General features: G+C 60.9%; 18 protein-coding genes. 7 read left to right on the forward strand and 11 right to left on the reverse strand.

Annotation, left to right across the window (positions count from 1 at the left end):
• Positions 1 to 8: 8 nt before the first annotated feature.
• The 5 genes from CFII64_RS11415 to CFII64_RS11435 form a co-directional block, all read right to left on the reverse strand.
• Positions 9 to 647 carry a DUF4136 domain-containing protein gene (locus CFII64_RS11415; protein ID WP_020290931.1) on the reverse strand — a complete coding sequence of 213 codons (639 nt, stop codon included), beginning with the start codon at positions 645 to 647 and terminating at the stop codon, positions 9 to 11.
• Between the two features lie 69 nt (positions 648 to 716).
• Entirely contained in the window at positions 717 to 1,466 is a 750-nt protein-coding gene (locus CFII64_RS11420; RefSeq protein WP_020290932.1) for a methyltransferase domain-containing protein, read from the reverse strand.
• The gene (locus CFII64_RS11425; RefSeq protein WP_020290933.1) at positions 1,463 to 1,768 is read right to left on the reverse strand and encodes a nucleotide pyrophosphohydrolase; all 306 of its coding nucleotides are present in this window, start codon (positions 1,766 to 1,768) and stop codon (positions 1,463 to 1,465) included. The genes CFII64_RS11420 and CFII64_RS11425 overlap by 4 nt, the downstream gene beginning before the upstream one ends.
• Positions 1,769 to 1,905: 137 nt before the next feature.
• Entirely contained in the window at positions 1,906 to 2,760 is an 855-nt protein-coding gene (locus tag CFII64_RS11430) for a MaoC/PaaZ C-terminal domain-containing protein (protein ID WP_020290934.1), read from the reverse strand.
• A 34-nt stretch (positions 2,761 to 2,794) separates the two neighbouring features.
• The gene (locus tag CFII64_RS11435; protein ID WP_020290935.1) at positions 2,795 to 4,150 is read right to left on the reverse strand and encodes a 3-oxoacyl-ACP reductase; all 1,356 of its coding nucleotides are present in this window, start codon (positions 4,148 to 4,150) and stop codon (positions 2,795 to 2,797) included.
• Between the two features lie 114 nt (positions 4,151 to 4,264).
• On the opposite strand from CFII64_RS11435, the gene CFII64_RS11440 reads away from it, so the two are divergent.
• On the forward strand, positions 4,265 to 5,542 hold the full coding sequence (locus CFII64_RS11440; RefSeq protein ID WP_020290936.1) for an acetyl-CoA C-acetyltransferase: 1,278 nt from the start codon (positions 4,265 to 4,267) through the stop codon (positions 5,540 to 5,542).
• 142 nt (positions 5,543 to 5,684) lie between these two features.
• On the opposite strand, the gene CFII64_RS11445 is transcribed toward CFII64_RS11440, so the two are convergent.
• Positions 5,685 to 6,713, reverse strand: coding sequence for a bile acid:sodium symporter family protein (locus tag CFII64_RS11445; protein ID WP_020290937.1), 1,029 nt, complete (start codon positions 6,711 to 6,713; stop codon positions 5,685 to 5,687).
• Between the two features lie 86 nt (positions 6,714 to 6,799).
• Here CFII64_RS11445 and CFII64_RS11450 point away from each other — a divergent pair, with 86 nt between their 5' ends.
• Together CFII64_RS11450 and CFII64_RS11455 are read left to right on the forward strand one after the other, a co-directional pair.
• Positions 6,800 to 7,606: a helix-turn-helix transcriptional regulator gene (locus CFII64_RS11450; protein ID WP_020290938.1), complete on the forward strand. Its 807-nt coding sequence runs from the start codon at positions 6,800 to 6,802 to the stop codon at positions 7,604 to 7,606.
• Positions 7,607 to 7,850: 244 nt separating this feature from the next.
• Positions 7,851 to 8,747 (forward strand): PA4780 family RIO1-like protein kinase, encoded by an 897-nt coding sequence (locus CFII64_RS11455; protein WP_020290939.1) that lies wholly within the window; start codon positions 7,851 to 7,853, stop codon positions 8,745 to 8,747.
• A gap of 240 nt (positions 8,748 to 8,987) precedes the next feature.
• Here the strand turns inward: CFII64_RS11455 and cueR are convergent, their stop codons facing one another.
• The 3 genes from cueR to CFII64_RS11470 form a co-directional block, all read right to left on the reverse strand.
• On the reverse strand, positions 8,988 to 9,389 hold the full coding sequence (gene cueR, locus CFII64_RS11460; RefSeq protein ID WP_020290940.1) for a Cu(I)-responsive transcriptional regulator: 402 nt from the start codon (positions 9,387 to 9,389) through the stop codon (positions 8,988 to 8,990).
• Positions 9,386 to 11,581, reverse strand: coding sequence for a cation-translocating P-type ATPase (locus CFII64_RS11465; protein ID WP_020290941.1), 2,196 nt, complete (start codon positions 11,579 to 11,581; stop codon positions 9,386 to 9,388). Before CFII64_RS11465 ends, cueR begins: the two co-directional genes overlap by 4 nt.
• 70 nt (positions 11,582 to 11,651) lie before the next feature.
• Positions 11,652 to 12,032 (reverse strand): hypothetical protein, encoded by a 381-nt coding sequence (locus CFII64_RS11470; RefSeq protein WP_020290942.1) that lies wholly within the window; start codon positions 12,030 to 12,032, stop codon positions 11,652 to 11,654.
• 179 nt (positions 12,033 to 12,211) lie between these two features.
• On the opposite strand from CFII64_RS11470, the gene CFII64_RS11475 reads away from it, so the two are divergent.
• Together CFII64_RS11475 and CFII64_RS11480 are read left to right on the forward strand one after the other, a co-directional pair.
• Complete coding sequence (locus tag CFII64_RS11475; RefSeq protein ID WP_020290943.1) at positions 12,212 to 12,409, forward strand: heavy-metal-associated domain-containing protein; 198 nt, start codon at positions 12,212 to 12,214, stop codon at positions 12,407 to 12,409.
• A 210-nt stretch (positions 12,410 to 12,619) separates the two neighbouring features.
• Entirely contained in the window at positions 12,620 to 13,816 is a 1,197-nt protein-coding gene (locus tag CFII64_RS11480) for a multidrug effflux MFS transporter (protein WP_020290944.1), read from the forward strand.
• 149 nt (positions 13,817 to 13,965) lie between these two features.
• On the opposite strand, the gene CFII64_RS11485 is transcribed toward CFII64_RS11480, so the two are convergent.
• Positions 13,966 to 14,979 (reverse strand): zinc-binding alcohol dehydrogenase family protein, encoded by a 1,014-nt coding sequence (locus CFII64_RS11485; RefSeq protein ID WP_020290945.1) that lies wholly within the window; start codon positions 14,977 to 14,979, stop codon positions 13,966 to 13,968.
• A 117-nt stretch (positions 14,980 to 15,096) separates the two neighbouring features.
• Here CFII64_RS11485 and CFII64_RS11490 point away from each other — a divergent pair, with 117 nt between their 5' ends.
• Both CFII64_RS11490 and CFII64_RS11495 read left to right on the forward strand, forming a co-directional pair.
• On the forward strand, positions 15,097 to 15,996 hold the full coding sequence (locus CFII64_RS11490) for a LysR family transcriptional regulator (protein ID WP_020290946.1): 900 nt from the start codon (positions 15,097 to 15,099) through the stop codon (positions 15,994 to 15,996).
• A 223-nt stretch (positions 15,997 to 16,219) separates the two neighbouring features.
• Positions 16,220 to 16,912 (forward strand): helix-turn-helix transcriptional regulator, encoded by a 693-nt coding sequence (locus CFII64_RS11495; RefSeq protein WP_020290947.1) that lies wholly within the window; start codon positions 16,220 to 16,222, stop codon positions 16,910 to 16,912.
• 65 nt (positions 16,913 to 16,977) lie between these two features.
• On the opposite strand, the gene CFII64_RS11500 is transcribed toward CFII64_RS11495, so the two are convergent.
• A complete protein-coding gene (locus CFII64_RS11500; RefSeq protein ID WP_020290948.1) occupies positions 16,978 to 17,931 on the reverse strand; it encodes an adenosine deaminase in 954 nt (317 codons plus the stop codon).
• Positions 17,932 to 17,950: the final 19 nt, after the last annotated feature.

A 17,950-nucleotide genomic window follows, 5' to 3' on the forward strand; every position in this document is an offset into this window, starting at 1 on the left:
CGAAACAATCAAGAAGGTGGATAAGCGGTCAGTGCTTTCTGCACTGCCGTGCGCAACGCTTTGGTGCGGTCGGACAAACTGCCGTCGCTGCGGGTTTCCGCGCTGGCGCTCCACACCGGCTGGCCGTTGCGCCCATCGAACAGGCCGATGTGCACGACAATGACCTGTTCCTGATAAGTGCGCACCACCGGCACGGACGCGTAGCCGCCGTAACCATAACCATTGTGATAGGGACCGTTATAGCGTCCGTAGCCCAACCCGGCACCGCCGTAGTATGGATCGTAGTAGTCGTCGCGCACCTGACGCAGACGGGTTTCCAGGCGGGTATTGGCCGTCACCCGTAAATCTGCCGCCTGGGGGTTTTGCGCCGGTCGCAGGCCGCGTTGATCGAGCCCGTTGCTCACCGCTTCGGCGATTTGCGCCGAGTCGGCCCAGGCCGAACCGGGCGGCAGCTGGCTGTTGAGCCAGGTCCAGCTGCGGTAGCGGCCGTAATCCCGGGCCGGGGCAGGGTACGCGCTCATGTCCAGCGTCGTGGCCGCTTGGGGCGGCGCCGGTGGCAACGGCAATGAACTGGCGTTGTACGGATTATCGGTTTGGCAGGCGCTGATGCCCAGGCACAGCGCGATCAAAGCGAAGCGGCGTTTCATGATGGCCTCCGCAGTGGCCTCAGGTTGTATTAACAACGATTGCTCAGAGCGGCCGACACACCCAATGCATCAGAGCGGCCGACACACCCAATGCAGGTAACGCCCCAGCCCGGCATAAGCCGGATGGCGACGATGAGCCAGTTCCATTTCCAGCAAATCAGCCAGTTCTACACGGGCCTGGAACTCGACCGGCATGTAATCGTGGAAAACTCTTACGCCGCTCTGGGTTTCGACTCGCCACATGCCTTCAAGTTGCGCCGCCAATTCACGCGGATCAAGTGGCTGTTGCGGTGTCAGACTTTGCTTCTCGCCAGCCATGTCGTTCTTGCGCATCTTGCGGAAGTGGCCTTTGAGCAGGTTGCGATAGACCAACGCGTCACGGTTATAGAAAGCCAATGACAACCAGCCGTCGGCTTTGGTCAATTGATGCAGCACCGGCAGAATCGTGTGTGGCTCGGCCAGCCATTCCAGTACCGCGTGGCAGACCACCAGATCATAGGGTTCATTGAGCAAACCGGGCAGTTCTTGCCATGGGGCCTGGATGAAAGTGGCGCTTTGCCCGGCTTCGGCGAAACGCTGGCGCGCGCCTTCGAGCATCGGTTCGGCGGGTTCGGCCAGGGTCACGTCATGCCCACGTTCAGCCAGCCACAGCGACATATGCCCAAGACCTGCGCCGATATCCAGCACGCGCAGCTTGCGCTCCGGCAACGCTTCGCTGAGATCGGCCTGCAATACCGCCAGGCGAATCGCGCCCTTGGCGCCGCCGTAGATTTTTTCCGCGAAACGGGTCGCCAGTTGGTCGAAGTGGCGGTCACTCATTTGGCGAACCTGCGTTCATTGTCCGCCAGCTTGGCGCGTACCACGGCGTCCATATCCAGACCCAGTTCGCCACACAGCAGAATCAGATACAGCACGATATCGCCGACTTCCTGCCCGGCATGCGCCAGTTTTTCCGGCGGCAACTGGCGGGACTGGTCTTCGCTGAGCCACTGGAAAATCTCCACCAGCTCGGACATTTCAACGCTGGCGGCCATGGCCAGGTTTTTCGGGCTGTGAAATTGTTTCCAGTCGTTTTGATCGCGGATGCGATGCATGCGTTGGGTCAAATCGTCGAGGTTCATGATGCTCTCCAGAAGGCGCATAGCTTCCGGGGGAACGGGACGGGACGCAAGTGGGATACGGTTATCCAGCCGTAGGAGCAGCTTTAGCCGCGAGGAGTGCTCTCCCGGCTGAAGCCGGTCCTACGATAGACCGTGAACTATTCCACCGGCTGCCAGCTCCCCAGCATATGCACGATGCCTTGCGCGCCTTCCAGTTTGAACTGCCCATGCGACCCCGCAGCGCTGGCCGACAGCACCACTTCGCTGGGCAACCGCACCGGTTTCTGGAATTGCACGTTGATCTCGACGTTCGACGCGGGCAAATGATCCTCCAGAGCGGCCAGAGTGCGGGCCTTGAGCCACATGCCGTGAGCGATGGCTTGTGGGAAACCGAACAGTTTGGCGCTGGGGCCACTCAAGTGGATCGGGTTGTAGTCGCCCGAAGTCTTGGCATAACGCCGACCGATATCGGCCGTCGCCTGCCAACGCGCCACTTCGCTGACCGGCAAGGGCGCGGGCTCGAAATCACCTTCGGCTGCACCTTCCAGCTGTACGCCGCGACAGAGCATGGTGCTTTCTTCTTCCCAGAGGATGCCCAGCGAATCTTCAACCTGAGTCAGCAGGCTGAACGTGGCGCCCTTCGCGTGGGGTTGCAGATTGTGCGCATGTACGCCGATGTAAACCTTGTTCACGCCACCCAACGGCCGCTGGACGGTGATGCGATTGCCCAGATGAATCAGCCCCAGCAAGGGGAACGGAAAATCCTTGGCGGTCATCAGCTGCATTTGCAGCGGGAACGCCAGTGCATGGGGATAAGTCGGCGGCAGCAGGCTGCTGTCGGGATAGCCGCAGACCTGGCGGTACGCCGCCAGCTTGGCCGGATCAACCGCCATCCAGCAGCGCAGGCCCAGCTCCGGCAATTGAGTGCCGGTCACTTTGCGCTTCAGGGCCGCGTGCACAAACAGATTCGGCAGCGTGGGCAGGCTGTCCAGATAAAGCCAATGAGCACTCATCGTGTTTCTCCTTGCTCGTATTTAACCGCGCCACTCATGCGCCAATGACGCTTTGGCCACACACCCGCAGCACTTGGCCGCTGACTGCGCCGGAACCCGGCTGCGCCAGCCAGGCCACCGCTTCGGCGACGTCCTGAGGCAGGCCGCCCTGGCCTAGCGAACTCATCCGGCGCCCGGCTTCGCGCAGGGCGAACGGCATGTCGGCGGTCATCTTGGTTTCGATAAAGCCCGGCGCTACAGCATTGATGCTGATCCCGCGTTCATGCAGCGACGGCGCCATGGCCCGCGCCAGACCAATCAGCCCGGCCTTGCTGGCGGCATAGTTGGTCTGGCCGCGATTGCCGGCCAGACCGGTGGTGGACGACATGAGGATCACCCGGGCGTTATCGCGCAAGGTGCCGCTGTCGACCAGCGCTTGAGTGAGGACTTGTGGCGCGTTGAAGTTGACCGCCAGCACTGAATCCCAGAAATCCGCAGGCATATTGGCCAGGGTCTTGTCTCGGGTGATCCCGGCGTTGTGGACCAGAATGTCCAGCCCGTCCGGCAGATGTTCAATCAACTGACTCGCCGCATCCTCAGCGCAGATATCCACCGTCAGCGCCCGTCCGCCGAGGCGCGCAGCCAGCGCTTCGAGGTCAGCTTTGGCTTGTGGCACATCGAGCAGCACGACTTGCGCCCCGTCCCGGGCCAGGGTTTCGGCAATGGCCGCGCCGATGCCGCGAGCAGCACCGGTCACCAAAGCCGTGCGACCTGCCAGCGGGCGACTCCAGTCCTGCACCTCAGTGGCACACCGGCGCAGGCGAATGACCTGGCCGGAGATGAACGCGCTTTTCGGCGACAGGAAGAAGCGGAACGCGCCTTCCAGTTGTTCCTCGGCGCCGTTATCGACCTGCAACAGTTGCACGGTGCCGCCATTGCGCATCTCTTTGGCCAGCGAACGGCTGAAGCCTTCCAGCGCCTGCTGAGTGGCGGCGGCAATCGGGTCTTTCAAGGATGCCGGGGCATGCCCGAGGATCAGTACATGCGCGCTGTTGTCCAGGCCGCGCAACAGCGGCTGGAAGAATTCTCGCAGCTGCTTGAGGTGATCGATTTGGCTGAAGGTGCTGGCATCAAACACGACGGCCTTGAGCTTCGGCCCTTGATCGGCGACCCAATTGGTCGCGCCGGGAATCTCGCTGCCGAAACTGTAAAGCGAATCGGTCAGGCGCTGCGCGAACAGCCGGACGTGATCGGCCAGTGGTCCGGCGCTGATCAGCAGCGTGCCTTCAACAGGGCGCAGGCGTCCGGCCTGCCAGCGTTCCAGTCTGACCGGCTTGGGCAGGCCAATCGCGCCAACCAGGCGACGGCCTATGTCGGAATTGGCGAAATCAATGTAGCGATCAGACGACATGGAACACTCTCCTTGAGTCGGGGTTCAAAGGAGTGGACCACACGTAGGCGACGTTCGTTCGAGATCGTCCTACGCTGCTCATCAGCGAATTCGCGTTAAGAAAGGGAGTTTTCCATGAATCAGCCACGCCGGGTCGCCATTGTTGGCGGTAATCGCATTCCGTTCGCCCGCTCCAATGGGCCATATGCCACCGCCAGCAATCAAGCCATGCTGACTGCCGCGCTGGAGGGCTTGATCGAGCGCTTCAACCTGCACGGCCTGCGCATGGGGGAAGTGGTCGCCGGCGCGGTGCTCAAGCATTCCCGGGATTACAACCTGACCCGCGAATGCGTGCTTGGCTCACGCCTGTCGCCACAAACCCCGGCTTACGATCTGCAACAGGCCTGCGGCACGGGCCTGGAAGCGGCGCTGCTGGTCGCCAATAAAATTGCCTTGGGTCAGATTGAATGCGGCATTGCGGGCGGTGTGGACACGACGTCCGATGCGCCGATTGGCGTGAATGAAGATCTGCGCAACATTCTGTTGCAGGTTAATCGCAGCAAGACCACCGCCGACAAGCTCAAGGTGCTGATGCAGCTGCGTCCGCACCATCTCAAGCCGGAACTGCCCCGCAATGGCGAACCGCGCACCGGGCTTTCCATGGGCCAGCATTGCGAACTCATGGCGCAAACCTGGGGTATTCCTCGCGACCAGCAGGATCAGTTGGCGCTGGAAAGTCATCTGAAAATGGCTGCGGCCTATGCCGAAGGCTGGCAAGGCGATCTCGTGACGCCCTATCTGGGCCTGACGCGGGACAACAATCTGCGTCCGGACCTGACGCTGGAGAAGCTCGCCAGCCTCAAACCTGCCTTCGAGCGCGGCGCCAAAGGCACCTTGACCGCTGGCAACTCGACGCCACTGACCGATGGCGCCTCGCTGGTGCTGTTGGCCAGTGAAGAGTGGGCCAGGGAACGCGGGCTACCGGTGTTGGCGTATTTGCGTGATGGCGAAGCGGCGGCGGTGGATTTCGTCAACGGCGCGGAAGGCCTGCTGATGGCGCCGGTCTACGCGGTACCACGCCTGCTGGCACGCAATGGCCTGACGCTGCAGGACTTCGACTACTACGAAATTCACGAAGCCTTCGCCGCGCAGGTGCTGTGCACGCTCAAGGCCTGGGAGGACGCGGACTACTGCAAATCACGCCTGGGTCTGGACGCGCCTTTGGGCTCGATTGATCGGGCGAAGATGAACGTCAAAGGCAGCTCGCTGGCCGCGGGACATCCTTTTGCCGCGACAGGCGGCCGGATCGTCGCCAACCTGGCGAAGTTGCTGAGTGTCGCCGGGCAAGGCCGTGGTCTGATTTCCATCTGCGCGGCGGGCGGGCAGGGCGTTACGGCGATTCTGGAGCGCTGAGCCGGAAAAATGGAACCTGTAGGAGGGAATTCATTCCCGAATGGATCTGTCAGGCGCTAGAGATGCATCGCCTGACCTGACCTTTTCCCGGATAAATCCGGTCCCACGCAGACTGCACGGGGATTTGTGTGCCGGTCCAGACTCAAGCAGCCCGCGCTTCTTCCAGTGCTTCTGCGGACAACTGTTGCTTGTGGCGGGTTGCATAGCTCTCCGCCATCACCGAACAGACGATCAATTGCAGCGGGTGATAGATCATGATCGGCAGCAGGATCAGCCCCAACCCCGGATTATCGCCAAAGATCAACGCCGCCATGGGCGCGCCTGCCGCCAGGGATTTCTTGCTGGCGCAGAACACCGCCGCGACTTTATCCGCATGGTTGAATTTCAGCAGCTTGGCGGTCGTGGTGGTGAGCAGCAGAATCACCGCCAGCAACACGGCGCTGCCAACGAACGCCATCAAAATCACGTTGTTGCCTTGGGTTTGCCACATGCCCGAAACCATCGAGTTGCAGAACGCGGCATAGACCAGCAGCAGGATCACGATCTTGTCGATGAGATTGGTGTACTTCTTGTGCCGTGCGAAGAACTTGCCCAGCAACGGCCGCAGCAGCTGGCCCAATACCAGCGGCAGCAGCAACAGCAGGCTCAAGTCCAGCAGCGTCGCGCCAAGATCGATCCCGCCCGAGCCGGTGCCGACCACCAGACTGACTAGCCATGGCGTCATGAAGATGCCGAACACGCTGGACATGCTGGCGTTGAGAATCGCGGCTGGCACATTGCCCCCCGCGCTGCCGGTCAAGGCCACTGACGAAGAAATCGTCGACGGCAACGCGCACAGATAAAAGAAGCCCAGCATCAACAGCGCCGGGAGATGCGAGCCGAACGCTTTGTCACACAGCAGCCAGATCACCGGGAAGGCAATGAAGGTGAAGGCTTGCACCATGATGTGCAGGCGCCAGTTCTTCAGGCCATGCTTGATTTGTTCGCTGGACAGATTCACCCCGTGCAGGAAGAACACCAGGAATACGCCGATGTTGATCACGTATTCGGCGTGCATACCGCCGCCGGTCGCGCCGAAGCCGGGGATGAAGTAAGCCAGCACGGTCGCCAGAACCATCCCGCAAAGGAACCAGTCGGTGACAACGCGTTTGAGGTGTTTGAGTACAGGCATAAGGAGGCTCGGCGGTTCTTTGTAAAAATAGATGTCCGCAGGCTAACGCACTCGTACACTGCCGTCTTGCGACATAAGGCCATAACATGCCGACTAACGGACAACATCGTATTCATGCTCTGGGCGGCGAACGACAGATTCCGGCGCTGACGGATCTGCCGCGCCCCTTGTACGCTCGCGCCGAAAGCCTCAGCGCTGGTTCCTGGACGCCACCGCATCGCCATGACTGGGTGCAGTTTTCCTACGCAATCAGCGGCGTGCTTGGCGTACACACCGCCGAAGGCAGTTTTTTTGCCCCGCCACAATGGGGCGTGTGGATTCCGCCGGGTCTGGAGCATCAGGTGGTGACCTCGATGCGCGCGGAAATGCGCAGCCTGTATGTGCGCAAGGAGGATTCCGAGTGGGCGCCGCCGCGTTGCCGGGTTTTGGAAGTGACGCCGCTGGCCCGGGAGTTGATCAAGTCGTTCTGCCAGTTGCCACCGGTTTATCCGCTGGGCGACAGCAGTGAAGCGCGGCTGGTCCAGGTATTGATCGACCAACTGGCGCATTTACCGGAAGTCAGTTTCTCGCTGCCATTGCCGCGTCATCCGCGCTTGCTGGCGCTGTGCAATGAGCTGATCGAGAATCCGAGCCAGCTGATTACCCTACACGACTGGGCACAGCGCCTGGGTACTTCGCAGAAAACCCTGATGCGCCTGTTTCAGCGCGAAACCGGCCTGAGCTTCCGTGCCTGGCGCCAACGCGCGCGATTATTGTCTTCCCTTGGTGCATTGGAAAACGGCTACAGCGTGACCAATGCCGCACTGGCGTGTGGCTACGACTCCACCTCGGCGTTCATCGCTGCATTCAAGGGTTTGTTTGGCTTCACGCCAGGCGACCTGTTCAAACAATAATTGCAGCCGATTGGTTCAATAATGTTGCCAATGCTCGACGCTTCCTACAGTGTTGGTGCCCTGCGCCAGACAGGTCGCAGGCGCATGATTCGGCACGAAAGGTGCTTGAAACCGGGAGGTTGACGGATTTTCCCACGTAAACTATCTCCCTCAAACGTCAGCTCCTACTACTCGCTGGCAGAGGATTGCCGTATAACGGGCAACAATCGCGTGTTTGGCAACGAAGGACCCAGAATAAAAGCTGATGAAGACTCCTAAACGCATTGAACCCCTGATCGAAGACGGTCTGGTGGACGAAGTGCTGCGCCCGCTCATGAGCGGTAAAGAGGCAGCTGTTTATGTGGTGCGTTGTGGCAATGAGCTGCGGTGTGCCAAGGTTTATAAGGAGGCGAATAAACGCAGTTTCCGTCAGGCCGCGGAATATCAGGAAGGCCGCAAGGTTCGTAACAGCCGGCAGGCTCGGGCCATGGCCAAGGGCTCCAAGTTTGGCCGCAAGGAAACCGAAGACGCCTGGCAGAACGCCGAAGTGGCCGCGCTGTTTCGTCTGGCCAGTGCTGGCGTGCGGGTGCCCAAGCCTTACGACTTCCTCGAAGGCGTGCTGCTGATGGAGCTGGTTGCCGACGAGTACGGTGATGCAGCGCCGCGTCTGAATGACGTGACGCTGGAGCCTGATCAGGCGCGGGAATATCACGCGTTCCTGATCGAGCAGATCGTGCTGATGTTGTGTACCGGTCTGGTGCATGGCGACCTTTCCGAGTTCAACGTGCTGTTGACGCCGACCGGGCCGGTCATCATCGACCTGCCGCAGGCGGTAGATGCTGCGGGCAACAACCACGCGTTCAGCATGCTGGAGCGGGATGTGGGCAACATGGCGTCGTACTTCGGGCGTTTCGCGCCGGAATTGCGCACCACCAAGTACGCCAAGGAAATGTGGTCGTTCTACGAAGCGGGCACCTTGTCGCCAGCAACCGTGTTGACCGGCGAATTCGACGAACCGGAAGACCTGGCCGATGTAGGCGGGGTGTTGCGTGAAATCGAAGCCGCGCGTCTGGACGAAGACCGTCGCCAGGCCGCCCGCGCCGCCGACGATGCACCACCGACCAAAACCGCCGAAGAACCGCCTCCGCCCTGGATGCAGTGATCGACAGTTAAAAAGAAACCCGGGCCCAGCCCGGGTTTTTATTGCGTCGATGTATTGCGGATGATCAACCCGGTAGGAGGGGACTTGTCCCCGATGGCGTCGGATGGGCCGCATCGTTCGCCCGACCCAATCCGGTGCCTGCGCCAACGTCTTCCCGGACAAGTCCGGTCCTACCGAATCTGTGCAAAACCGGTAGGAGGGGACTTGTCCCCGATGGCGTCGGCTTGGCCAGCATCTCTATCAGCCGCAACACCCACCCGAAGCCAGGTCTTTGAGGATCGGGCAATCCGGGCGGTCGTCGCCGTGGCAGTGTTCGACCAGTTCCTGCAAGGTGTCGCGCAGGCTCGCCAGTTCATCGATTTTCTGGTTGAGCTCGACGATGTGTTGCCGGGCCAGTGCCTTGACGTCGGCGCTGGCGCGTTGCCGGTCTTGCCACAGGGCCAGCAGCTTGCCGACTTCTTCGAGGGAAAATCCCAGATCCCGCGAGCGTTTGATGAACGCCAGGGTATGCAAGTCTTCGCTTGCGTAGAGGCGATAGCCGCTGTCGCTGCGATGCGCGGGTTTGAGCAGGCCGGTGGACTCGTAGTAACGAATCATCTTGGCGCTCAGGCCGCTGTTTTTTGCGGCTTGGCCGATGTTCATGGTTGATCCTCCTGCTCCTCGGGCTTCCACGTCTTGAGCAGCAAGGCATTGCTGACCACGCTGACGCTGGACAACGCCATTGCCGCGCCCGCCAGCACCGGGTTGAGGAAACCAAACGCCGCCAATGGAATGCCGATCAGGTTATAGACGAACGCCCAGAACAGATTCTGACGGATTTTTGCGTAGGTCTTGCGGCTGATGTCCAGTGCCGCCGGAATCAAGCGTGGGTCGCCGCGCATCAAGGTGATCCCGGCTGCCTGCATGGCCACGTCGGTGCCGCCGCCCATGGCGATGCCAATGTCGGCGGCCGCCAGGGCGGGCGCGTCGTTGATGCCGTCACCGACCATCGCCACCACATGATGTTTCTTCAGCGCGATCACTGTTGCGGCCTTGTCGGCGGGCAACACTTCAGCGTGCACATCACTGATGCCCAGCGCCTGGGCCACCACCCGCGCGCTGCCTTGATTGTCGCCGGTCAGCAAGTGGCTGCTGATATGCCGCGCCGTCAACTGTTGCACAGCGTGCAGCGCGCCGGGTTTCAACGTGTCGCCAAAGGCGAATAAGCCCAGCACGGCAGGATTGGGGCTCTGTTCGATGAGCCAGGATAAAGTGCGGCCTTCTGCTTCCCAGGTTCGTGCGGCATCCGCCAGTTCACCCATCGGCAACGCGCTTTCTTCCAGCAGACGTCGATTGCCCAGGGCGAGCCTGCGGCCTTGAAACGTACCGGCAATGCCGCGCCCGGCCAGGGATTGGCTGTCCTCAACGGTGGTCGGGTTGATGTGCAATTCTTTGCAGGTTTCCAGTACGGCCTTGGCCAGTGGATGCTCACTGCCCCGTTGCAGCGCGCCGGCCCATTCAAGAATTTGCTCTTCGCTGCCAGCGACCGCCGTCAGGTGCGCGATGCGCGGCGTGCCTGAAGTCAGCGTGCCAGTCTTGTCGAAGACCACGGCGGTCACTTCATGGGCGCGCTCCAAGGCTTCGGCGTCCTTGATCAGAATGCCGTAGCGCGCCGCCACGCCGGTTCCGGCCATGATTGCAGTGGGCGTCGCCAGACCGAGCGCGCAGGGGCAAGCGATCACCAGCACCGCAACGGCATTGATCAGCGCGGTTTCCAGTGACGCATCCACCAGCAGCCAGCCAGTCAGCGTTGCCAGGGCGATCAGCAGCACGACCGGGACGAACACCTGACTGACTTTATCCACCAGTTTCTGGATCGGTGCCTTGCCCGCCTGGGCGTCTTCCACCAGCCGAATGATCCGCGCCAGCACGGTTTCCGCACCCAATGCCGTGGTCTTCACTATCAGTCGGCCTTCACCGTTGATGGCGCCGCCGGTGACTTTGTCGCCGGGCTGTTTCGGCACCGGCAGGCTTTCGCCACTGATCAAGGCTTCGTCCGCGTGGCTGCGGCCTTCCAGCACCTGGCCATCGACCGGAAAACGTTCGCCGGGTTTGACCGAGACCAGATCGCCGAGACGCAGGGCGCTGATCGCAACGTCGTGTTCCTGGCCGTCGATGACCTGAATGGCGCGCTCCGGACGCAACGCTTCAAGGGCGCGAATCGCACTGGCGGTCTGGCGCTTGGCCCGACTCTCAAGATATTTGCCCAGCAAAACCAGAGCGATGACCACTGCCGAAGCTTCGAAATACAGATGCGGCATGCTGCCCGGTGCCGCGTTTGCCCATTCGTACAGGCTCAAGCCATACCCGGCGCTGGTGCCCAGCGCCACCAGCAAATCCATGTTGCCAGCACCGGCGCGTACGGCTTTCCAGGCAGCGACATAGAACCGCGCACCCAGAATGAACTGCACCGGCGTGGCCAAGGCGAATTGCACCCAGGCCGGCAGCATCCAGTGCACGCCCAATGGCTCAAGCAACATGGGCAGCAGCAAAGGCACTGCCAGAGCGATCGCCAACAGCAATGCCCAGCGCTCCTTGCGCAGCTGGTGTTGGTGGTCGACGGCGGTGGGCTGATTTTCGAGGGTCGTTGCGCCGTAGCCTGCCTTGACGACGGCGGCGATCAGCGTCAGCGGGTCCAGCGGCGTGACGGTTTCGACGTGGGCCTGTTCGCTGGCCAGGTTGACGCTGACACGGCTGACGCCGGGCACTTTGGCCAGCGCACGTTCAACGCGACCCGCGCAACTGGCGCAGGTCATCCCGGAAATAGGCAAATCGAAAGTAACCGGCTTGAGCATCTTGAACACTCCCTGAAGACGTTATGCCAGCAAGGATCAACCTTTCCATAAGGTCAATGTCAAGCCTGGATCAATAGTTCAGGTCGGCGCGCTTGAGATACAAGCCATTGAGATTGGTGGCAATGCGATATTTGAGAATGTCGCCCGCCTGGATTTTGATTCGGGTGCCGTTCTGCGCTTCCATTCCCGGATCGCAGCCGAACACACCGCCGGGCAGCAGGCGCAGGCGGATCGACACATCGCCGGCGGGCAGATTGAACGATACCGATTGTTCCTGGAACACGCGGCCCGCCAGTTGATCCTGGATATAAATCCCGATCTCGCAGGACGTCGCGACTTCCAGGCGCTCGCGGGAAATGATCAGAACGCCGTAATCCTGATCGGCTTGAACCGCCGGGGAGGCAGCCAACAAACCGAGAATGCCGAAGAGGCTCAATACTGACCAGCGCATCGCTGATACTCCTGATGTAGACAGTAATGACGCAGCTTGGCCGAGCCTCGCGCCGAATACCAGCCCGGCAGGTAAAACAGAAACTTGACCTTGCCATGATGGGAAGGTCAAACATGGCAGCCAGTGTTTCCCATACCCGTTTGAAGGAGCAACACCATGCAGCTTGAAGGAGCAACACCATGCAGCGATTCAACGTTCAAGGCATGACCTGCGGACATTGTGTGAAGTCGGTAACCGATGCCATTAAAGAGCAGGACGCGGCAGCCACCGTCCAGGTTGACCTGCCCACCGGCGAGGTATTGGTGGAAAGTGATCTGACGGCCGAGCAGGTCATCAGCTTGATCGCGGAAGAGGGTTATCAGGCACAGGTTGCCTAGGACAGGATCCGTAGGACCGGCTTCAGCCGGGAGCGCGCCGCTACACTCACCGCCGCTCTGTCGTTTGAACCTTCGTCCTTCCGGCTAAAGCCGGTCCTGCGCAAACATGAGGCTATCGAGATTTTTTGCAGTAATTCTCCTCATCAGGCGTTCAGTAACAGAGAGGCCGGGTAGACTAGCCCGCTGCGTTGAATACTGTCTGGATACCTGATGAACCTGAGAAGCATCCTTATTCTTGGTGCATTGAGCGCCTTCGGCCCGCTGGCCATCGATTTTTATCTGCCGGGTTTTCCCGCCATCGCCCTTGCTTTCGGCACTGACGAGCAGCATGTCCAGTTGACCCTCGCGGCCTATTTCCTTGGGCTGTCCATCGGGCAATTGGCCTACGGTCCTGTGGCGGACCGATTCGGTCGGCGTATTCCGCTGTTGGTGGGCGTCACGCTGTTTACCCTGGCATCGCTGGCCTGCGCATTCGCGCCGAGCCTGGAATGGCTGATCGGCGCGCGTTTCGTGCAGGCCTTGGGCGGTTGTGCGGGGATGGTGATTTCCCGGGCGATTGTCAGTGACAAATGCGACGCAGTGCAGTCGGCGAAGGTCTTTTCCCAGCTGATGCTGGTCATGGGCCTGGCACCGATTCTCGCGCCCATGCTCGGCGGGCTGCTGGTCAATGTTTACGGCTGGCAGGCGATTTTCCTGTCGCTGACCGCATTCAGCGCGCTGGCTTCGTTGTCGGTCGCCTTGTGGTTGCCGGAAAGCATGCCAGCGACTCATCCGCGCTTGCCACTGTCAGGGGCGTTTCGGCAGTACGCCAACCTGTTCAAGGATCGGGTTTTTCTCGGCCACGCGTTGACTGGCGGCATCGCCATGGCCGGGATGTTCGCCTACATCGCAGGTTCGCCTTTCGTCTTCATCAAGCTGTACGGCGTGCCGGCTGAGCATTACGGCTGGCTGTTCGGCGCCAATGCCGCCGGTTTCATTCTGGTGGCGCAGGTCAACGCACGGATCCTCGGCAAGCGTGGTCCGGCCTTCCTGCTGTCGCGGGCGATCTGGGTTTATCTGGCGGCAGCGCTGGTGCTGCTCGGAATCGCAGGTGTGCACAGCGAAAAACTGTGGCCGCTGTTGGTGCCGTTGTTTGTGTGCATCGCCAGCCTCGGTTGCATCATCCCCAACGCTTCGGCGTGTGCGATGAACGGGCAATGGGCGCGCGCCGGCAGCGCTTCGGCGTTGCTCGGCTGTCTGCAGTTCAGCGTGGCCGCGGGTGCTGCGGCGTTAGTCGGCGTGCTGCATGATGGCAGCGCCGTGCCGATGGCGCTGGTGATCAGCCTGTGCGGGATCGTTGCCGTGAGCATGTCGGTGCTGACCCGGCGTTTGCAGGGTAAGCGTGATGCGCTGGCGGCGCGGGTCTAGATCCCGCTGTTATCTCTGCCATTAAACAAATACACCGCGTAGGACTGGCTTTAGCCGGGAGGAGGCCAGTCCATTCGCAGCAGCTGCGTCGTCTGAACTCTCGCCCTCCCGGCTGAAGCCGGTCCTACCGATCCGATGTTTGCTGCGCCTCAGAACCCTTCCAGCACGATCTTGCCTTTGGCCTTGCCGCTTTCCAGCAGTTCATGGGCGCGGCGCAGGTTGCTGGCGTTGATGGTGCCGAAATGCTCGCCGAATGTGGTTTTCAGGGTTCCCGCATCGATCAGTTGCGCGACGCGATTGAGCAGGTTGTGTTGTTCGATCATGTCCGGCGTGCCGAACATCGAGCGGGTGTACATGAACTCCCAATGCAGTGAGAGGCTCTTGCGCTTGAGCTTGCTGACGTCCAGGGACTTGGGATCGTCGATCAGGCCCAGTTTGCCTTGTGGTTGCAACGCTTCGACCAGTTGATCCAGATGCTGATCGGTCTGGGTCAGGCTCGCCACGTGAGTGACGCTGTCCAGCCCGGCGCGCTTGAGTTCCTCACTCAGCGGTTTGCTGTGATCCAGCACTTCGTGGGCGCCCAGCTCGCGAACCCAGGCAGTGGTTTCCGGCCGCGATGCGGTGCCGATCACTTTCAGTGAAGTCAGCTGCCGCGCCAGTTGGGTGAGGATCGAACCCACGCCGCCCGCCGCGCCGACAATCAGCAGGCTTTGCTGAATGGCACTTTCACCTTCGGCGACCTGCAAGCGTTCGAAGAGCAATTCCCAAGCGGTAATCGCCGTCAACGGCAGGGCCGCGGCGTGGGCGAAGCTCAGGGTTTTCGGCATGTGGCCGACGATGCGCTCATCGACAACGTGCAGTTCGCTGTTGGCACCCGGCCGGGTCAGCGAGCCCGCATAAAACACCTTGTCACCGGGCTGGAACAGCGTGACTTCACTGCCAACTGCTTTGACCACGCCTGCGACATCCCAACCCAGCACCTTGGGTTCGCCGCCTTCTGGCTGGACGTTCTGGCGCACCTTGGTGTCGACCGGGTTGACCGAGATTGCTTTGACTTCAACCAGCAAGTCGCGCGGACCGGCGACCGGCTCTGGGAGTTCGATGTCCTGCAAGGCTTGCGCATCGGTAATGGGCAGCGCGTGGTAATAAGCGATGGCTTTCATAAAGGCTCCTGACAATGGGCGGGATGTTCAATGTCGGGGATGATTGGCTATTTCCTTCAAAGATAAAACCCGCTAAAACGGCAGGCTCTTTCAATGAAATATTGATAATGGACGGCCATGCTGCGTTTCGATGACCTGCAATTATTCGTTCGGGCGGCTGACCTGGGCAGTTTGTCTGCTGCTGCGCGGGCCATGGATTTGTCAGCGGCGGTAGCCAGTGCGGCGCTCAAACGTATCGAACAGCAACTGGGCGCGCGCTTGCTGGCGCGCTCCACTCGCAGTCTGCGCTTGACCGCCGAGGGCGAGGGCTTTCTGGCTTATGCCCGCTCGGCGTTGAGCAGCCTCGACGAAGGACGACGTCTGCTGGCCAGCAGTCAGGATCAATGCAACGGCGTGCTGCAGCTTTCGGCACCATCGGATTTTGGTCGCAATGTGTTGCTACCCTGGCTCGACGAGTTTCAACGCGACTATCCGCAACTGACGGTTCGCTTGCTGCTGGGTGATCGCATCGCCGACCTGTTTCGCCAGCCGGTGGACATCGCGTTGCGTTATGGCGAGCCTGAGGATTCAAGCCTCGTCGCGCTGCCCATCGCGCCGCTCAATCGCCGGGTGCTGTGCGCCTCGCCTGACTATCTGGCGCGTTGCGGCGAACCGCACCATGTGGAGCAACTGGCGCAGCACAATTGCCTGCTGTTCATGTTGGGTAATCGGGTTCACGATCATTGGACCTTTCATGACGGCAAGCGCGAGATGAGCCTGACCGTACGCGGCGACCGCTTCAGCGACGATGCCGATGTGGTGCGCCTGTGGGCGTTGGCGGGTGCGGGCGTGGCGTATAAGTCCTGGCTGGACGTTGCCGCCGATGTGCGCGCAGGCAGATTGAAGGTGCTGATGCCTCAGTTGCAGGGTGAAGCGACGCCGCTGAACCTGTTGTGCGCGCATCGTGCCCAGCTGAGCAAACCGGTTAATTTGTTACGCGAAATGCTCGTGCGTCGCTGCGAAGCGTGGAGCAGGTAAGCCGCTACAGGCTGATACAGCACAACCATAGTTAAATCCCACATTGTGAAGAGAATTGCCTTACGGACAGTTCGGAAAATCGTGCAGGTAAATACCAATACCGACATTGAACTGCGAACATGTGGATCGTGGTTGAATGTTTTTTTGCGCGCTTGTGCTGTTTGTTGTTGGTTGGTTACTTCGTCACCTTTTGCTTTGCCGCGACATCACAGGGAGTGAATACATGGAATATGCACCTTGCATCAGCCACATTGCGACCTTGCTGGCTGACCCCAAGCGCAGCGCAATGATTTGGGCGTTGATGGATGGCACCGCCAGGCCCGCCGATGAATTGGCCCTGCTGGCGGGGCTGACCACGTCATCGGCGGGTGCGCATCTGGCGCGGTTGGCGTCGGGCGGGCTGGTCAGGCAGGAAGTGCGTGGCCGCAAACGTTTCTTTCGTCTGGCGGGGCCCGAGGTCGGCACTGTTGTCGAGGCCATGGCCAATGCGTCGCTGGTCAGTGCCGAGCAAATCAGCCGCAGCGTCGCCCAGCCCATGCCGGCCTTACCGCTGCGTCGGGCGCGGGTTTGCAGTGATCATCTGGGTGGCGAAATGGCTGCCGAGCTGTATCAGCGGTTGCTCGGTGCAGGCTGGATCGAGCAGCAGGAGCAGCGCATCGAAGTGACCAGCGTGGGCGTTGCGAAGTTTGCCGAGCGGGGGATTTATGTGCCGGCGTTGGCGCTGCGGCAGCGCGAAACCGTGTGCGCCTGTCCGGCCTGGAGTGAGCGCAGCCCGCATTTGGGCGGCGCCTTGGGCGCAGGGCTGTTGCAGCTGTTCATTCAGATGGGCTGGTTACGCGAAACCGAGGAGTCGAGCACGTTGCAGGTGTCCTCCAGCGGGCAGCGGGAAATCGGCAGAATCGCCTCGGCAGCCTGATCAACCTTGTGCAGCAGCGGCGGTGCCCGGTTTAGCGGCACCGCGCTTGCTTCACGTCCAGAGATTCAGGGCTTGATCAGTCGCGCATCGAGACTGTTTTGCGCCAGGCGCTGCGCCTGATCCTTGGTCATCCCTAGATGGGTATACAGCGCATGGAAGTTCTCGGTGACATAGCCGCCGAAGTAGGCCGGGTCATCGGAGTTCACCGTGACCTTCACTCCGCGTTCCAGCATGTCGAGGATGTTGTGTTTGGCCATGTCGTCGAACACGCACAGCTTGGTGTTGGACAGCGGGCAAACCGTCAACGGAATCTGCTCGTCGATGATGCGCTGCATCAGGCGCTCGTCTTCGATAGCGCGCACGCCATGGTCGATACGCTGGATTTTCAACAGGTCCAGGGCTTCCCAGATGTACTCGGGCGGGCCTTCTTCGCCGGCATGTGCCACGGTCAGGAAGCCTTCGTTGCGAGCGCGATCAAAGACGCGCTGGAACTTGCTCGGCGGATGGCCCATCTCCGAGCTGTCCAGACCCACGGCAACGAACGCATCGCGGAATGGCAGCGCCTGGTCGAGGGTTTTTTCGGCTTCTTCTTCGCTCAAGTGACGCAGGAAACTGAGGATCAGGCCGCTGCCGATGCCCAGTTTCGACTGGCCGTCCTTCAACGCGCTGGCGATGCCATTGAGCACGACTTCGAAAGGAATGCCCCGATCAGTATGGGTCTGCGGATCGAAAAACGGCTCGGTATGAACGACGTTCTGAGCTTTGCAGCGCAGCAGGTAGGCCCAGGTCAGGTCGTAGAAATCCTGCTCGGTGCGCAGCACGTCCGCGCCCTGGTAATACAGGTCGAGAAACTCTTGCAGGTTGTTGAAGGCATAGGCCCCGCGCAGGGCTTCGACGTCATTCCACGGCAAGGCGATTTTATTGCGCTCGGCCAGGGCGAAGAGCAGTTCCGGTTCCAGCGAACCCTCCAGGTGCAAGTGCAGTTCTGCCTTGGGCAGGGCGTTCAACCAATCGTACATGTGCTTTTCTCATCAGGTG

The organism is Pseudomonas sp. CFII64 (assembly GCF_000416235.1).
Lineage (GTDB): Bacteria > Pseudomonadota > Gammaproteobacteria > Pseudomonadales > Pseudomonadaceae > Aquipseudomonas.

What these genes read in the sequence shown, in the direction of transcription:
- CFII64_RS11430 (WP_020290934.1), bottom strand. Translation starts at nt 2,760, where the DNA reads ATGAGTGCTCATTGGCTTTATCTGGACAGCCTGCCCACGCTGCCGAAT.
- CFII64_RS11435 (WP_020290935.1), bottom strand. Translation starts at nt 4,150, where the DNA reads ATGTCGTCTGATCGCTACATTGATTTCGCCAATTCCGACATAGGCCGT.
- CFII64_RS11470 (WP_020290942.1), bottom strand. Translation starts at nt 12,032, where the DNA reads ATGCGCTGGTCAGTATTGAGCCTCTTCGGCATTCTCGGTTTGTTGGCT.
- CFII64_RS11485 (WP_020290945.1), bottom strand. Translation starts at nt 14,979, where the DNA reads ATGAAAGCCATCGCTTATTACCACGCGCTGCCCATTACCGATGCGCAA.
- CFII64_RS11490 (WP_020290946.1), top strand. Translation starts at nt 15,097, where the DNA reads ATGCTGCGTTTCGATGACCTGCAATTATTCGTTCGGGCGGCTGACCTG.
- CFII64_RS11445 (WP_020290937.1), bottom strand. Translation starts at nt 6,713, where the DNA reads ATGCCTGTACTCAAACACCTCAAACGCGTTGTCACCGACTGGTTCCTT.
- CFII64_RS11495 (WP_020290947.1), top strand. Translation starts at nt 16,220, where the DNA reads ATGGAATATGCACCTTGCATCAGCCACATTGCGACCTTGCTGGCTGAC.
- CFII64_RS11455 (WP_020290939.1), top strand. Translation starts at nt 7,851, where the DNA reads ATGAAGACTCCTAAACGCATTGAACCCCTGATCGAAGACGGTCTGGTG.
- CFII64_RS11500 (WP_020290948.1), bottom strand. Translation starts at nt 17,931, where the DNA reads ATGTACGATTGGTTGAACGCCCTGCCCAAGGCAGAACTGCACTTGCAC.
- CFII64_RS11475 (WP_020290943.1), top strand. Translation starts at nt 12,212, where the DNA reads ATGCAGCGATTCAACGTTCAAGGCATGACCTGCGGACATTGTGTGAAG.
- CFII64_RS11425 (WP_020290933.1), bottom strand. Translation starts at nt 1,768, where the DNA reads ATGAACCTCGACGATTTGACCCAACGCATGCATCGCATCCGCGATCAA.
- CFII64_RS11415 (WP_020290931.1), bottom strand. Translation starts at nt 647, where the DNA reads ATGAAACGCCGCTTCGCTTTGATCGCGCTGTGCCTGGGCATCAGCGCC.
- CFII64_RS11450 (WP_020290938.1), top strand. Translation starts at nt 6,800, where the DNA reads ATGCCGACTAACGGACAACATCGTATTCATGCTCTGGGCGGCGAACGA.
- CFII64_RS11480 (WP_020290944.1), top strand. Translation starts at nt 12,620, where the DNA reads ATGAACCTGAGAAGCATCCTTATTCTTGGTGCATTGAGCGCCTTCGGC.
- cueR (WP_020290940.1), bottom strand. Translation starts at nt 9,389, where the DNA reads ATGAACATCGGCCAAGCCGCAAAAAACAGCGGCCTGAGCGCCAAGATG.
- CFII64_RS11465 (WP_020290941.1), bottom strand. Translation starts at nt 11,581, where the DNA reads ATGCTCAAGCCGGTTACTTTCGATTTGCCTATTTCCGGGATGACCTGC.
- CFII64_RS11420 (WP_020290932.1), bottom strand. Translation starts at nt 1,466, where the DNA reads ATGAGTGACCGCCACTTCGACCAACTGGCGACCCGTTTCGCGGAAAAA.
- CFII64_RS11440 (WP_020290936.1), top strand. Translation starts at nt 4,265, where the DNA reads ATGAATCAGCCACGCCGGGTCGCCATTGTTGGCGGTAATCGCATTCCG.